The sequence below is a fragment of the Streptomyces sp. NBC_00353 genome (genome assembly GCF_036108815.1).
Lineage (GTDB): Bacteria > Actinomycetota > Actinomycetes > Streptomycetales > Streptomycetaceae > Streptomyces.
Genome location: NZ_CP107985.1, coordinates 8470764 through 8485804, shown reverse-complemented (window position 1 = coordinate 8485804; position 15041 = coordinate 8470764). Strand labels below are relative to the sequence as shown.

General features: G+C 69.2%; 8 protein-coding genes. 2 read left to right on the top strand and 6 right to left on the bottom strand.

What is annotated here, in order from left to right; all coding sequences use genetic code 11:
* Positions 1–56: 56 nt before the first annotated feature.
* From OHA88_RS38210 to OHA88_RS38195, 4 genes are all read right to left on the bottom strand, one after another.
* Positions 57–1127 (bottom strand): ABC transporter permease, encoded by a 1071-nt coding sequence (locus tag OHA88_RS38210; protein WP_328628875.1) that lies wholly within the window; start codon positions 1125–1127, stop codon positions 57–59.
* Positions 1124–2098 carry an ABC transporter permease gene (locus tag OHA88_RS38205; RefSeq protein WP_328628874.1) on the bottom strand — a complete coding sequence of 325 codons (975 nt, stop codon included), beginning with the start codon at positions 2096–2098 and terminating at the stop codon, positions 1124–1126. Before OHA88_RS38205 ends, OHA88_RS38210 begins: the two co-directional genes overlap by 4 nt.
* On the bottom strand, positions 2095–3735 hold the full coding sequence (locus OHA88_RS38200) for a sugar ABC transporter ATP-binding protein (protein ID WP_328628873.1): 1641 nt from the start codon (positions 3733–3735) through the stop codon (positions 2095–2097). The genes OHA88_RS38205 and OHA88_RS38200 overlap by 4 nt, the downstream gene beginning before the upstream one ends.
* 108 nt (positions 3736–3843) lie before the next feature.
* Positions 3844–4929, bottom strand: coding sequence for an ABC transporter substrate-binding protein (locus OHA88_RS38195; RefSeq protein WP_328628872.1), 1086 nt, complete (start codon positions 4927–4929; stop codon positions 3844–3846).
* A gap of 522 nt (positions 4930–5451) precedes the next feature.
* Here OHA88_RS38195 and OHA88_RS38190 point away from each other — a divergent pair.
* Entirely contained in the window at positions 5452–7902 is a 2451-nt protein-coding gene (locus OHA88_RS38190; RefSeq protein WP_328628871.1) for an RICIN domain-containing protein, read from the top strand.
* Between the two features lie 73 nt (positions 7903–7975).
* On the opposite strand, the gene OHA88_RS38185 is transcribed toward OHA88_RS38190, so the two are convergent.
* Positions 7976–11272 (bottom strand): LamG-like jellyroll fold domain-containing protein, encoded by a 3297-nt coding sequence (locus tag OHA88_RS38185; protein WP_443044325.1) that lies wholly within the window; start codon positions 11270–11272, stop codon positions 7976–7978.
* Between the two features lie 195 nt (positions 11273–11467).
* Entirely contained in the window at positions 11468–13909 is a 2442-nt protein-coding gene (locus OHA88_RS38180; protein ID WP_328628870.1) for a GH92 family glycosyl hydrolase, read from the bottom strand.
* A gap of 482 nt (positions 13910–14391) precedes the next feature.
* On the opposite strand from OHA88_RS38180, the gene OHA88_RS38175 reads away from it, so the two are divergent.
* Positions 14392–15012 (top strand): DinB family protein, encoded by a 621-nt coding sequence (locus OHA88_RS38175; protein ID WP_328628869.1) that lies wholly within the window; start codon positions 14392–14394, stop codon positions 15010–15012.
* The last annotated feature ends 29 nt before the right edge of the window (positions 15013–15041 follow it).

Here is a 15041-nt window from a genome sequence, read left to right as displayed (position 1 = left end):
TCGCGCTTGGATCGCTTGCTCCGGCCCGGGACCGGCGGACCCGGGCCCGGTACGGTTCAGGTGGTTCTGCGGCTGCGCGCCAGATAGCGCTGGGCCACGACGACAACGATAAGGAACCCACCGCTGACCACCGACTGGTAGGAGGAGTTCAGCGAGCCGATCTGGTTGATCAGATTCTGGATGACGGCGAGCAGCAGGACACCCCAGAGCGTGCCGCTGATCGATCCGGCGCCACCGATGAGGAGGGTGCCGCCGATGACGACCGCGGAGATCGCGTCCAGTTCCATGCCCACGCCGATGATGGTGACGCCGGAGGACAGTCTGGCCGCGTTGAGCGCTCCGGCGAGTCCCGCCAGCAGACCGCTGAGCGTGTAGACGAGGATCTTCGTACGGGCGACGGGAAGGCCCATCAGGGTGGCCGCGTCGCTGCTGCCGCCGACGGCGAAGAGCGTCTGTCCGAACGAGGTGCGCTGCAGGAGCAGCCCGCCGCCGCCGAACAGCACCAGGGCGATCAGGATCGGATAGCCGAAGCCCCAGATGCTGCCCTGCCCGAGCTCGGCGAAGGCGGATCCCTTCGGTACCAGGTACGTCGTCGCGCCCTCGTCGGTGAAGGCGAGGAGGATGCCGCGGGCGGCGAGCAGGGTGGCGAGCGTGACGATGAACGGTGCCATCCCGGCGCGGGCGATCAGGAACCCGTTGAGCAGACCGATCGCCGCGCACACCAGGAGCGGTACGAGCAGGGCGGGCAGGAGACCCCACTGCGAGGCCCAGGCGGCGAGCACTCCGCCCAGGGCGAAGACGGATCCGACGGACAGGTCGATGCCGCCCGTGATGATGACCATCGTCATGCCGAGGGCGACGACGGCGAGGAAGGACGCCTGCACGGTCACGCCGCGGGCGTTGTCCAGGGTGGCGAACGTCGGATACACGAACGAGGCGACGATCACGACCGTGAGCAGTACGGCGAGCACGCCCTGGCGCTGCACGAGTTCGGCCAGCCGCTGTGCGAGGGTCGGCTCGGTGCCGCTGGACGGCGGGCGCGGCACGCTGCGGCCGGCGGAGGCGGGCGTCTTCTGCGGCGCGAGCGCCTGGGCCGCGGGGGCGGGGGCGGGTGTGGTTTCGTTCATCGGGACCGACGCTCCCGGGCGACGTAGACGGCGGCGATGATGATCGCCGCCTGGGCGATCTGTGCGGTGGAGTCGGGCAGGTCGTGCTTGACGAGGGTGGCCCGGAGCAGCTGCATCAGCAGGGCTCCGGCGACGGTGCCGAGCACTCGGATGGAGCCGCCGTTCAGCGGGGTGCCGCCGACGACTACGGCCGTGATGGCGGAGAGTTCCATCAGAGTGCCGAGCGAGGAGGGGTCGCTGGCGGTGAGCCTGGCGGTGGCGAGGATGCCGGCCAGGGCGGCGAGCACCCCGCAGAGCACGTACACACCGATCAGGACGCGACGGACGGGCAGCCCGGCAAGGGCGGCAGCGGGCCGGTTGCCTCCGACGGCGACGATCTGACGGCCGAAGGTGGTGCGCTGCACGAGGAACGCAACGGCGACGGCGAGCACTGCGGCGATCACCACGACCAGCGGGATGCCGAGGAAGGACCCGGTGCCGAGCGAGAGCAGGTCGGGGTTGACGATCTGCTTGAGCTGACCGTCGGCCATGACCAGGGCCAGTCCCCGTCCGCCGACGAACAGGGCGAGCGTGGCGACGATCGGCTGCAGCCCGATCAGCGAGACCAGGGCGCCGTTGACCGCTCCGACGACCGCTCCGGCGAGCAGCGCGACGGCGAGCGCCGGCACGAGCCCGTATCCGAGGTAGAGCGGGAGGAGGGCGGCGGCCAGCGCCATGGTCGAGCCGACGGACAGGTCGACGCCCTCGGTGCCGATGACCAGGGCCATGCCCAGGGCGACGATGACGATGGGGGCGACCTGGACCAGCTGGGTGCGGAGATTGTCGGCGGTCATGAAGTGCTCGGTGAACACGGCGTTGAAGACCAGCAGCACGGCCACAGCCGCGTACACGCCGTACTCCTGGTACCAGGCGGGGTTCCGCAGCCACGCGAACGGACGGGCGGGTGAGGCGAGTGTCGCCTGGGTGGTCATCGCGGGTCCTCCTGAGCTGCCGGGGCCTTCCCGGTGGGCGCCGGTGCCGGCTCCACGTCGGGGCGGGGCACCGGTGAGTGGTCGGCGAGCACTTCGAGCAGTTGGCTCTCGCCTACGTCGTCGCCCGTCAGTTCGCCCGCGACGGATCCGCCGCGCAGGACGACGATGCGGTCGGCGCCCTCGATGAGTTCCTCGATGTCGGAGGAGATGAGCAGGACGGCCAGCCCCTCGCCCGCGAGGTCGTCGATGAGGCTCTGGACCTCGGCCTTGGCGCCGACGTCGATGCCGCGTGTCGGCTCGTCGAGCAGGAGGACCTTGGGCTCCAGGCAGAGCCAGCGGGCGAGGAGGACCTTCTGCTGGTTGCCGCCGGAGAGTTCACCGACCTTCTGCTCGGGGCTCGCCGCCTTGATCCGCAGTCGCTTCATGAAGATGTCGACGATGCGGTCCTGCTTGGCGCGGGAGACCACGCCGGCGCGGGACAGTCGGGGCATGGCGGCCAGCACGATGTTCTCGCGCACTGAGAGACCGGGAACGATCCCCTCGGCCTTGCGGTCCTCGGGCAGCAGACTGATGCCCGCGCGGATGGCGCCCGCCGAGGTGAGCCGGCGCAGCCTGCGGCCGCCGACGGTGAGTTCGCCCGCGTCCAGGCTCAGGGCGCCGGCCAGGGCCTTCGCCGTCTCGCTGCGGCCCGAGCCGAGGAGGCCGCCGAGTCCGAGTACTTCACCGGCGTACAGCGACAGCGATATGTCGTGGAGCTGGCGGTCGCGGGAGAGCCCGTTCGCTGTGAGTACGGGGGTGCGTGCCGCGTCGTGTCCCTCGGCGGCGAAGCCGGTCGTGCCGTTGCGGCGGACCTCGGCCAGGTCGCGGCCGAGCATCATCGAGACGAGCTGCATGCGGTCGAGGCCGGCGAGGTCGCCGGTGTGGATGTGGCGGCCGTCGCGGAGCACGGTGACGCGGTCGCAGATCCGGTAGAGCTCGTCCATGCGGTGGCTGACGTAGAGGACGGCGATGCCCTGGCCACGCAGGTTCTCGATGACCCGGAAGAGCGTCTCGACCTCGCGCGGTTCGAGCGAGGAAGTGGGTTCGTCCATGACGACGACCCGGGCGTTGACGGAGACGGCGCGGGCCAGCGCGACCATCTGCTGGGTGCCGATGCCCAGGGTGTGCAGGGGCCGTCGGGGATCGACACGTACGCCGAAGCCGTCCAGCAGGTCGGCCGCTTCGCGGTGCATACGGCCGAAGTCGATGAGGCCGAGGCGGCTCTTGGGCTCGCGGCCCAGGAAGATGTTGCGCGCCACGCTCATCAGCGGGACGAGGTTCACCTCCTGGTAGATCGTGGAGATACCGGCCTGCTGGGCCTCGAACGGCCGGGCGAACCTGACCTGTTGGCCGGACATCCGCAGTTCGCCCTCGTCGGGCCGGTACACGCCGGTCAGTACCTTGATCAGGGTGGACTTGCCGGCGCCGTTCTCACCCACCAGCGCGTGGGTCTCCCCCGCCCGCAGGGAGAAAGTCACGTCGTCGAGAGCGACGACGCCCGGGAACCTCTTGCTCACCGAGCGGGCTTCGAGGACGGTGTCGGCCGCGGGCGGGGCAGTCGCCTCCGGTGCCCGAGGTACTGCTTCGGGTGGTGCCATGGGTCTTGGCCTTCCGCTGTTCCAAGGTGTGGGCCCGAAGCCGCCGTGGCGGGTGGGAGCGCCACGGCGGCGGTGAACCTGAGGAGTCGGTACGGGAGTGGGTGCGGCTCAGTACGCTCCGCCGAGCGAGGCCTTGGCGTTGCTCTCGTCGTACGCGCGGTCGGAGATGATCACGTTCTCCGGGATCTCCTCGCCGCCGTAGAACTTCTGGGCGGTGGCGAAGGCCAGCGGCCCGAAGCGCGGGTTCGACTCGATGACGGCGTTGTACTCGCCGTTGACCAGTGCCTGAACGGCGTTGCGGGTGCCGTCGACGGAGACGATCTTGACGTCCTTGCCGGGCTTCTTCCCGGCGGCCTTCAGCGCCGTGACGGCGCCGAGTCCCATCTCGTCGTTCTCCGCATAGACGGCGGTGATGTCGGGCTTGGACTGGATGAGCTGCTCCATGACCTGCTGCCCCTTGTCGCGGGCGAACTCACCGGTCTGCTGGGCGACGATCTCCATGCCGGGTGCCTTCGCCTTGATCTGGTCGACGAAGCCCTTGGTGCGGTCGGTGGTGACGTTGTTGCCCGACGCTCCGAGGAGGATGGCGATCTTGCCCTTGCCGCCGGTCGTCTTGATCATCGCGTCCGCGGCGCGCTTGCCCTGCTCCACGAAGTCGGAGCCGAGGAAGGCCACGTAGTCCTTGCAGGCGGTGGAGTTGACCTTGCGGTCGATGGTGAGGACGGGGACCTTCTTCGCCGCGGCCGCCTTGAGGGCCGGTTCCAGGCCGTCGGAGTTCAGCGGCGCGACGATGAGGAACTGAGCGCCCTGGGAAAGCATGTCCTGGATGTCGCTGATCTGCTTGGAGAGCTGCGACTGCGCGTTGGTGGTGAGCAGCTTCTTCACGCCGATCTTGGCGGCCTCGTCCTTGATGGACTGGGTCTCGGCGATACGGAACGGGTTGGCCTCCTTCTCCGACTGGGAGAAGCCGACCACCGTGTTCTTCAGGTCCAGCTTCGGCGCGCCATAGGTCTGCAGCGAGCAGCCGGAACCCGAAGTGGCCTCGGGGGTCTTGGCGGCCTGGGCCTCCTGGCTGCTGTCGCCGCCGGCGTTGTTCGAGGTCTCCGACTTGGAGCAGCCGGAAGCGGCCAGCGTGGCGGTGGCGGCGAGCAGGCAGGCCGCGGCGAGGGTACGGGTTCGACGCTGGATCATCATGCGCGGGGACGCTCCTTGGCGGGATGACGGCACACCGGCGGGCGTGCGGTCGGGGCATGGCTGGACGATGCATCAGCCACTCGGCGGCTGATGTCACTGCATTCCTCACGGCCCCGCTTCGAGCTGCACGGACTGCTGCTTCCAGCTGCGGTCGTGAGAGCCTGCGCGGCCTGTCGGCGGCTCGGTTTACAACGTTATATAGGCGGTGCGGCACAGGCGGCAAGAGCGTTGTCGATGCGTTTCCAAAATGTGTCGGCGCAGCACGCCGACGACTCCCCAAGACCGGCCCATGGAGGGCGAATCGATGCCGCGACACCTCTGGACAGCATCCGAACGGCGTGCTGTCATACGGCCGAACGCCAAGTTTCCAACGTTGCAATGCAGTTGACGTCCGGGCAACGCCCGGCGCGACGGCAGTTCTTGCCATGCGCGAAAACGGCGGCCGGTCCCGGACCGGCCCGTCACGGCCGCACCACGCGTTCCCCTTGCCCGCTCAAGCCGGCAGAACAGGAGCTCCCCCCTATGCCCCTGAACCGCAGACAGCTCATGACCAGCGCACTGGCCACCGCGGCCGCCACGACCGCGACCGGCCGCTGGGCCACGACCGCGACCGCCGCCGGGAACCGGGTGGCAGCCGCCCACGGCGGCCACTACTCCCCCAACGCCGCACCTCTGCACCCGACCGCATTCCTGAAGCTCCCGCCGGGCCGGATCACCGCACGCGGCTGGCTGGCCGGACAACTCCGCCTCCAGCTCGACGGTTTGTGCGGTCACTACGAGGAGTTCTCGCACTTCCTCGACTTCACCGCCACCGGCTGGGTCCGCCCCGAGCTGGGTGGCTGGGAGGAGGTCCCGTACTGGCTGCGCGGGTACACCGATCTCGCGATCGTCACCGGGGACGCCAAGGCCCTTGCGTCGGTACGCCGCTGGTTCGACGGGATCCTCACCACGCAGCGGCCCGACGGCTTCTTCGGCCCCAAGGCGCTGCGTACCTCGCTGAACGGCGGCCCGGACTTCTGGCCGTTCCTCCCGCTCGTCCAGGCGCTCCGCTCGTGGCAGGAGTACAGCGGCGACAGCCGCATCATCCCGTTCCTCAGCAGGTTCTTCCGCTATATGAACGCCCAGGGGCCGGGTGCCTTCAACACGAGCTGGATCGCGCTACGTTGGGGCGACGGCCTGGACAGTGTGTTCTGGCTCTTCAACCGCACCGGGGACTCGTTCCTGCTCGACCTGGCCGACAAGATCCACGCCAACGGGGCGAACTGGGCCGACAATCTGGTCAATCTGCACAACGTCAACATCGCGCAGGGCTTCCGCGAGCCCGCACAGTACGCGCTGCGCAGCGGCTCGGCCGACGACACCCGGGCCACGTACGGGACGTACGGCAAGGTCATGGACCAGTACGGGCAGTTCCCCGGCGGCGGCTTCGCCGGTGACGAGAACGCGCGCCCGGGCCACCGCGATCCACGGCAGGGCTTCGAGACGTGCGGCATCGTCGAGTTCATGGCCAGCCATCAGCTGCTGACCCGGATCACGGGCGACCCGCTCTGGGCAGACCGCTGCGAGGAGCTGGCCTTCAACTCGCTTCCCGCGTCACTGGATCCGTCGGGCCGGGCGATCCACTACATCACCAGCGCGAACAGCGTCGATCTGGACAACGTCCCCAAGAGCGGGCGGCAGTTCCAGAACGGCTTCGCCATGCAGGCGTATCTTCCGGGCGTCGACCAGTACCGCTGCTGCCCGCACAACTACGGCATGGGCTGGCCCTACTTTGTCGAGGAGCTCTGGCTCGCCACCCCGGACGGGGGCCTGGCCGCCGCCATGTACGCCGCGTGCGAGGTCACGGCGAAGGTCGCCGACGGTACGGAGGTCACCGTCACCGAGGAGACCGGCTATCCGTTCACGGACTCGGTCTCGCTGACCGTGAGGACGCCGAAGCACCTGCGGTTCCCGCTGGTGCTGAGAGTTCCCGCCTGGTGCTCCGAGCCCGAGATCAGGGTCAACGGGCGTCGCGTCGGCGCACCGGCGGGCCCGGCCTTCACCCGTATCGAGCGGAACTGGTCCGACGGGGACAAGGTCACCCTGCGATTCCCCCAGCGCACCACCGTGCGCACCTGGGCGGACAACCACGGCGCGGTGAGCGTCGACCGCGGACCGCTCACGTACTCGCTCCGGATCGGGGAGGAGTACCGGCGCATCGGCGGCACCGAACAGTTCCCGGAGTACGAGGTGCACGCCACCGGCGCCTGGAACTACGGCCTCGTACTGGACGAGCAGCAGCCGACCGCATCATTGCGGCACCGCTCCACCGGCCGGCCGCCCGGAGACAACCCCTTCACCCTCGAAGGCACGCCGCTGACCATGACCGCACGCGCGCGCCGCATCCCCGAATGGACGGCGGACAGCGAGCATGTCGTGGCACCGCTCCAGGACAGCCCCGCGCTGAGCACCGAACCGTTGGAAGAGGTCACGCTCGTCCCCATGGGGGCGGCGCGGCTGCGCATCACGGCGTTCCCGACGGCTGAACCCGACGCCCCCCGGTGGCTGTCCGACGGCTGGTACCGGATCCGCAATCTGCACTCGGGCAAGGTCCTGGGCGTCGACAACATGTCCACCGCCGACAGCGCCCACGTCGTCCAGTTCAGCGACAACGGCACCGACGACCACCTCTGGCAACTCGTCCCCAACGGCGACGGCTGGTACCGCATCCGCAACCGCCACTCCGACAAGGTCCTGGGCGTCGACAACATGTCCACCGCCGACAGCGCCCACGTCGTCCAGTTCAGCGACAACGGCACCGACGACCACCTCTGGCAACTCGTCCCCAACGGCGACGGCTGGTACCGCATCCGCAACCGCCACTCCGACAAGGTCCTGGGCGTCGACAACATGTCCACCGCCGACAGCGCCCACGTCGTCCAATTCGGCGACAACGGCACCGACGACCACCTCTGGCAACTGCTGGCTCCGTGACCTGACGGACCGCTGACAACGGCCGGCCCGGCACCGACGGTGTTCCGTCGCTGCCGGGCCGGCCTCTGTCGTGCTACGGCTGCTCGCTGTCGTGGAGTGCGCTCACCTCGTCGGCGGTGAGAGCCCTGTCGAACACGCTCACCTGGTCGATGGAACCGTTCCAGAAGTCGCCCTTCTGGCCGGCGTACTGGGCGCGGCCCACGGAGAGCGGTCCGGTGCTGACGTCGGCGGGACCGGCCGCGGTGGTCGACACGAGCTTCCCGTCGAGGTAGAGCTTCACCTCGTCACCGTCGCGCACACCCACGAGGTGGTACCAGGTGCCGAGTTCCGGCTTCATCTCTAGCCGCGCCCGGTTGCCGCCCGGCGTGCTGAACGCGAAGGCGCCCTGCCCGTACTGGAGGTAGAACGGATTCTCGGTCCGCCTGCCGTCCTGGCTCACGGCGGTCGCGTAGTTGCCCGGGAGCGAGTCCAGCGACACCCATGCCGAGACCGTGTAGTTCCCGGTGGTGTCGACGGCTGGACCACCGGTCTGGGCGTACTGTCCCTGACCGTTGAACTTCAGCGCGGAACCGTGCACACCAGGTGTCCAGGAGGTGCCCTCGCTCAGCGTGAGGCTGCTGTGGTTGGGGCCGAGGTCGGCGGAGGTCGTACCCTTGCCCTCATCGAGCGGCCAGCCGGCGCCGCCCTTCACCTCGTCGCGGTGTCCGGCGGTCGCACCGGCGGCGATGACCTGCTGGTTGATCTCCCGCACCTTCCCGGGGTCGACCTTGATCTCGCGCCGGTCGTAGGTCCAGAGTCCGTTCAGCTCGTTCTCCAGGTCGCTGACCTGGGTGTAGACCGAGCCGGACAGCTCGGCGTCGGCCGCCGCCAGGTAGTACGTGCGGGTGTTGTCGACGTACTTGGCCGTCAGGGCGTCCTTGTCCGCCACACCGCTGTAGATCGCGGCCGGCGCCCCCGGCCACATGTGTCCAGGGGTACGGAGCGTGAAGCCGCCGTGCTCACCGTCCATCGCGGCACGGTCGTCCGGGAACGGCGCCTCGCGGTTGAGGTAGTCGTGGTGGTCGATGATGTCGCCCTTGCCCGAGTCACCCTTCGAGGAGCAGCAGTTGACACCGCTGTGGGCGTTGACGACACGGGACGGGTCGGCCGCCTTGACCGACTCGGCGATCTTCCCGGTCTCGGTGCGGTCCCACTCGCCCCAGCCCTCGTTGAAGACGATCCAGCCACCGATCGACGGCGAGTTGTGGAGCTGCTGCATCATCTGCTCGCCCTGGGAGAGGAAGGCCTGCCGGCCCTTCTCACCGGTGATGTCGCTGGAGACGAAGTCCTGCCAGACCAGCAGGCCGAGCTGGTCGGCGTGGTAGTACCAGCGGGCGGACTCCACCTTGATGTGCTTGCGCACGGCGTTGAAGCCGAGGTCCTTCTGTGCCTTGAGGTCGAAGGTGAGCGCGGCGTCGCTGGGCTGCGTGTAGAGACCGTCGGGCCAGAATCCCTGGTCCAGCATGGCGAGCGAGTAGAACGGCTTCCCGTTGAGAACAAGCTTCTGGTAGCCGCCCACCTTCGCGATCCCGATGGAGCGCATCCCGAAATAGCTGTCGACGGTGTCCTTGGAACGGCCGTCCGTCAGGGTGACGTCGAGGTCGTAGAGGTACGGGTCGTCGGGGGTCCAGAGGTGCTGCTTGCTGACGGGCAGGCTCAGCGGGGTGTTGGCCCGGCCGCTGACCGTGCCGACGACCCGTCCCTTGGTGTCGCGGGCGACCGCCGTGACGCGGGCGCCGGACGAAGCGGCGGCGGAGTTGACGGTCACGGCGAGGGTGCTCTTGTCGATGTCCGGCGTCGTGGTCAGCGAGTCCACGGAGGCCGCGGCGACCGGCTCCATCCACACCGTCTGCCAGATTCCGGAGGACGCGGTGTAGACGATGCCACCCGGGTTGCTGGACTGCTTCCCCTTCGGCTGGTCGGGGCCGGTGGTGTCGGTGACGGCGACGACGATCTCCTGCGGGCCGCTGCCCTTGATCGCGTCGGTGATGTCGGCGCTGAAGGAGGTGTAGCCACCGGTGTGTTCGGCGACCTTCGTGCCGTTGACCCAGACCACCGACCGGTAGTCGACGGCGCCGAAGTTGAGCTTCAGCCGCCTGCCGTCCTTGCCCTTGCCGACGGACCAGCTCTTGGGAACGGTCACGAGCTTGCGGTAGAACATGTGGTCTTCATGGCGTTCGAGTCCGGAGAGCTGCGACTCGACCGGGAACGGTACGGTGATGCGCTCGCCGAGCTTCTTGCCGAAGACCGGCTGCTCGTCGGCGGTGGCGCCGGCGAACTCCCACGGGCCGTTGAGGTTCTTCCACCGGTCACGCACCTGCTGCGGGCGGGGGTACTCGGGCAGCGGGTGGTTGCGGTCGAGCTTGTCGCCCCAGGTCGTGGTCAGCCGGTGCGTGGAGAGGTTCTTCGCCGTACGGCTGATCTGGGGAACCGTCTCGCCGCCGGCCTGGAGCCCGCCCTTCCCGTCGTACGCCACCCGGACCTGCTGACCCTTCTGGACGGGCGCGGTCAGGTCGACGATCACGGCGTGGGAGTTGTTGGACGCCTTGACCACGGACTTCACCGGCATGGGCGAGGTGTCGGCCTCGATGGCAAGGTGGTCCTGCACGGAGCCGAGGTTCTTGACCTCGTCCTCGAAGGTCGCCTGCAGGCGCCGTCCGTCCTCCGCAACGCTCAGTGCGACCGGGTAGACCTCGAAGTCGGCCGGCGGCGTGAAGGCGGACTCGGGAACGATCTGCTTCTTGAGCTTCGCACTGGACCAGCGCAGGAACATGTTGGCGCCGCCGGTGTCCTGGAACATCTCCAGGCGGAACTGGTGCGGCTCGCCCGCGGTGAGGGCAACCGGCCTGCTGGTCTGCTCGTTGTCCCAGTCCGGCAGCCAGTGGTCGATGACGACGTTTCCGTCGATGGAGAGCCTGAAGCCGTTGTCGCCGCTGGCGGCGAAGGTGTAGTCACCCGTCTCGGGGGCTGTGATGCTGCCGGTCCAGCGGGCTGTGGTGTTCTCCGTCCTGCCCGTAGTGGACTCGAACGCCCCGGTCAGACCGGGAAAATTGATCTCCGGGTCGAGTGCGACTCCGCCGAGCTCGGCGAAGTCGCGGGCGCCCGGCGCGGACATGCGGAAGTACTCGCCCTTCAGCCCGTGCACATCGGCGGTCGGGTCGTCGTCGGCGAAGGCCTTCGCGGTGGCGGTCGATGCGGCGCTCGCGGGGACGGCGGCAGCAGGGGCGGCGGCAGCGGCAGGAACCAGAGTGGCCCCGAGGGGAATCAGCAGCGCGGCCGTACAGGCCATCGATCTGAACAGGACTCGGGGGCGGGGCAGTTGTCGTCTCAAGGCGTCGTCCTCGTCGAGAGCTGAAGTGCCTCGCACACAACGAGGCACGCACACAATCGAACATTGAGCCACAACACCAAACGCATAACAACGGTCGTGCACAGAGAATTTTCAACGATAGAAAATGGTGACCGGCACCCGGCGAGCAGGCCATGCGACCCGCTCGCCGGGATCCGGAACCGATCGGTATGTCCCCTACCGCGGCAGTCCGGACGTTGCCGTGCCCCAGCTGGAGTCGGGTGCTCCAGCCAACCGGAAGGCGAGGGTGCCGCCACGGGTGACCAGGCTCGCGTCCGTCCAGGACCGGTCGCTTGTACGCCCGTTGACCCGAACCGCGTCGACGTACGGATGGCCGGCGTCGGCGTCCGGGGCAACGATCGTGATGTCCCTGCCGTGTGCGCGGTCGATCAACGCGTCCGGGAAGAGCGGGGTGCCCAGCAGCATCGTGGCGCTGCCCGGCGTCTGCGGGTACAGCCCGAGCGCCGAGAAGACATACCACGCGGACATGGTCCCCAGATCGTCATTGCCGGGCAGGCCGGCAGGGCCCGTACCGTAGACGGTGTCGAGGATCTGACGCACCGTCGCCTGCGTCTTCCACGGCTGTCCCAGGGCGTTGTAGAGCCAAGGGGCGTGGATGCCGGGCTCGTTGGTCGGGTCGTAGCGCAGCGCGTCGCCGCCCTTCACCGACCAGGATCCGTCGGCCTTGTGGAAGAAGGCGTCGAGCCGCTGAGCGGCCCGGTCCCGGCCGCCCATGGCCTCGGCCAGCCCCTGCACGTCCTGCGGAACCATCCAGGTGTACGTGGCGCTGGTGCCCTGCGCGAAACCGAGGTCGCTCCCGGGGTTGAACGGGGTCACCCACGAACCGTCGACGTTGCGCGCCTGGATGTAACCGGTGGTCCCGGCGCCGTCGGTGGCCGTGGAGTTGAACACGTTGCGCCACCAGCCGCCGCGCTCCTTGAAGTACGCGGCCTGCTCATCACGTCCGAGCAGTTCGGCCCAGCGGCCGAGAGCCGCGTCGGCCACCGAGTCCTCCAGCGTCTCCGCCGCGCCGCCCCAGCAGTGGCACACGTCCTGGGGTGCGTAGTGCGACGTCAGGTACTGCGCCAGATTGGGCCGCTGCCCGGTGCACTGGCCGGGGCATCCCGCATCGGAGAGACCGTCGTCGACGGGGACGGTCGCCTGGCGTGCGAGGGACTCGAAGGCGCCTTCGTAGTCGAAGTTCCGTACGCCCATCGCGTAGAAGGTGGCCAGGGTGGCCGCCGTCGGGTCTCCGGTCATCACATGCGTGGCACCGTTGATGTGCACCCAGCGGTCCCACACCCCGCCGTTCTGCTGCGCGAAGTTGTACAGCGACTGGGCGAAGTCGCCGGCGATCTCGGGCTTGAGCAGTGCCAGCAGCTGGATCTGGGCGCGGTACTGGTCCCACCCGGAGAAGTTGCTGTACTGCGCTCCCTGTCCGCGCTTCACCCGGTGCGGCGCGCCGTCCATACCCGGGTAGCGGCCGTCCGTGTCGCTGATCAGGTTGGGCTGCATGAGGGAGTGATACAGCGCGGTGTAGAAGGTCGTGCGCTGCGCGGTGCTGCCGCCGCCGATGCGTACGGAGCGCAGCTCCCGGTCCCAGGTGCGGCGCGCGTCGGCCGCCACGTCGTCGACTCCGGCGTGCGGGGCCACTTCCTCCTTGAGGTTGGCCTCAGCCCCCGCCAGGCTGACGTACGAGATGCCGATCCGCATGTGGACGTCGTCGTCGGCACCGGTGTCGAACCCGACCCAGCCGCCGGAGCCCCGGCCGGCCCGGTCGGCGCCGGTGGCGTAGCCCTCGCCGCCGCTGCCCGTGGTCGCGCCCGGGGTGAGCGTGCCGTCCCTCCAGGTACCGGTCGAGGAGAAGCCACGGTCGAAGGAGGCGCTGAAGTAGAGCCGGTAGTAGCTCTTGCGGTTGTTGGTACCACCGTTGGCGCGCCGCCCGCAGAACGCGCCGGTGAGCACCGAGCCGGTCACCTTGTGGTGTACGGGATCGATGGCGACCTCCGCGTCCTCGCTGCCGTTGAGCGAGTTGGAGACCCGGAAGAGCAGGTTGGCGGGCTTGCCGGCCGGGAAGGTGAAGTCGGCCACGCCTGAGCGGCGGCTGACCGCCAGGTCGGCGGTGGCGCCGTTGTCCAGCCCGAGGGTGTAACGGCCCGGCACGGCACGCTCGTTGTCGTGCGAGAAGTTCGCGGCGTAGACAGCGTCCTTGGTGTCGGCGGACGGCGAGGAGGTGACGTCCCCGACGAACGGCATGATCGGTACGTCACCGGCGGCGCCCGGGTTGCACCCGGCGCCGTTCACATGGGTCAGGCTCAGTCCGCGCAGCCGGGTGGTGCCGTAGTCGTATCCATTGGCAGCGCCGGTGCTGGTCTGATCCCCTCTGGTGCTTGTCGGCGACCAGCCGATCATGCCGTACGGGAGCGTGGCGCCCGGGTAGGTGTTGCCGCCGTTCGCGGTGCCGATCAGCGGATCGACGTAGGCGGCGGGGTGCGGGACCAGGCCGGTGGCCGCCTCGGCGGCCGGAGGCATGAACGCCGCAGCGAGCGCGCCGGTGAGGATCACGGCGGCCGTTCGCGCGCCGAAACGCCTCGCCACGGGCAACCGTCTGAGGGCCATGTCGCTTTACCTTCCGCCAAGTTGGACAACGTTGTCGAAAGCCGGGGGTCCGGCCGGGACGACGTTGATCGGTGCGCGGCCGAGCGTAGATGCCGACGGCGTGTCAGGGGATGCGCCGAACGGTGTGCCCGGTGAACGAGCGATGAACGACGACCGTGGGCGGTCGTATCCCGACCGATGCCCATCTACGCCCCCAGCAGCCGGAGTTGTACTGTCCGGTCGGTGGGGGCGGACATCTACGGCGGCATGGGGGAACGCCGTGCCGCGGGCGACCACGACGATGCTCCCGCTCTCGGCACCGAGCCACAACCCCGCGACCGCTCCCCGCACCAAGGGGCGGCAGCTGACCCCTACAGCCAAGGAGAACCCCCGATCGTCAAAAAATGGAGCGCGGTGTCGAACCGGCTGTGACAGGGTCCGGACGAGGGGTGTGCCCCCGAGAGGGTTCCACACAGTCCGACCAGCCACTCCAGGAGCGTCCGATGGCGACACCACCACGCCTGATCCCTCTGCTGCAGCAGTTCGACTTCGCACGGGGGCGCCTCGCCGACCGTTTGACCGGCCCCGTCATGGACAGCGGCAACGGCACGGACGTCGAGGTCGCGTCGATGACCGACGAGGAGTACCTCTGGGAGCCGGTGGCGGGCTGCTGGTCGGTCCGGCGGCGCACGGCGGGGCCGGGGCCCGGAGCGACCGTTCTCGTCGGCGCGGGTGACTGGGGCCGCGACGCGACACCTCCGCCGCACCCCACGCCGCCGCCGTTCACCACCCTGGCGTGGCGGCTGAGTCACCTGAGCGAGTTGCTCGCCCTCCGCGCCGACCACACGATCGGCAGCCACACCCTGACGCGGGACGACTACGTGGTCGCCGGGGACGCCGCCGGGGCGGTCGCGGCCTTCGAAGCCGCCGCCACCGCTTGGCGGGAGGCACTGCTCGGCGCCGACGACGCGGCGCTCGACACCGTGGGACACAGCACGTACCCGCACGGCAGCGACCCGGAGGATCCATTCATCGAAACGGTCTGGTGGGTCAATCAGGAACTGCTGCACCACGGTGCCGAGATCGCTCTGATCCGCGACCTGTTCCGCGCGCGGCGGGGCTGACGCGGAGCCCTGCGTTGCGGCCGCCCGCA

Bases quoted from the DNA above. Each gene is read 5' to 3' on its own strand.
- OHA88_RS38210 (WP_328628875.1), bottom strand. From the start codon at position 1,127: ATGAACGAAACCACACCCGCCCCCGCCCCCGCGGCCCAGGCGCTCGCG.
- OHA88_RS38205 (WP_328628874.1), bottom strand. From the start codon at position 2,098: ATGACCACCCAGGCGACACTCGCCTCACCCGCCCGTCCGTTCGCGTGG.
- OHA88_RS38200 (WP_328628873.1), bottom strand. From the start codon at position 3,735: ATGGCACCACCCGAAGCAGTACCTCGGGCACCGGAGGCGACTGCCCCG.
- OHA88_RS38195 (WP_328628872.1), bottom strand. From the start codon at position 4,929: ATGATGATCCAGCGTCGAACCCGTACCCTCGCCGCGGCCTGCCTGCTC.
- OHA88_RS38190 (WP_328628871.1), top strand. From the start codon at position 5,452: ATGCCCCTGAACCGCAGACAGCTCATGACCAGCGCACTGGCCACCGCG.
- OHA88_RS38180 (WP_328628870.1), bottom strand. From the start codon at position 13,909: ATGGCCCTCAGACGGTTGCCCGTGGCGAGGCGTTTCGGCGCGCGAACG.
- OHA88_RS38175 (WP_328628869.1), top strand. From the start codon at position 14,392: ATGGCGACACCACCACGCCTGATCCCTCTGCTGCAGCAGTTCGACTTC.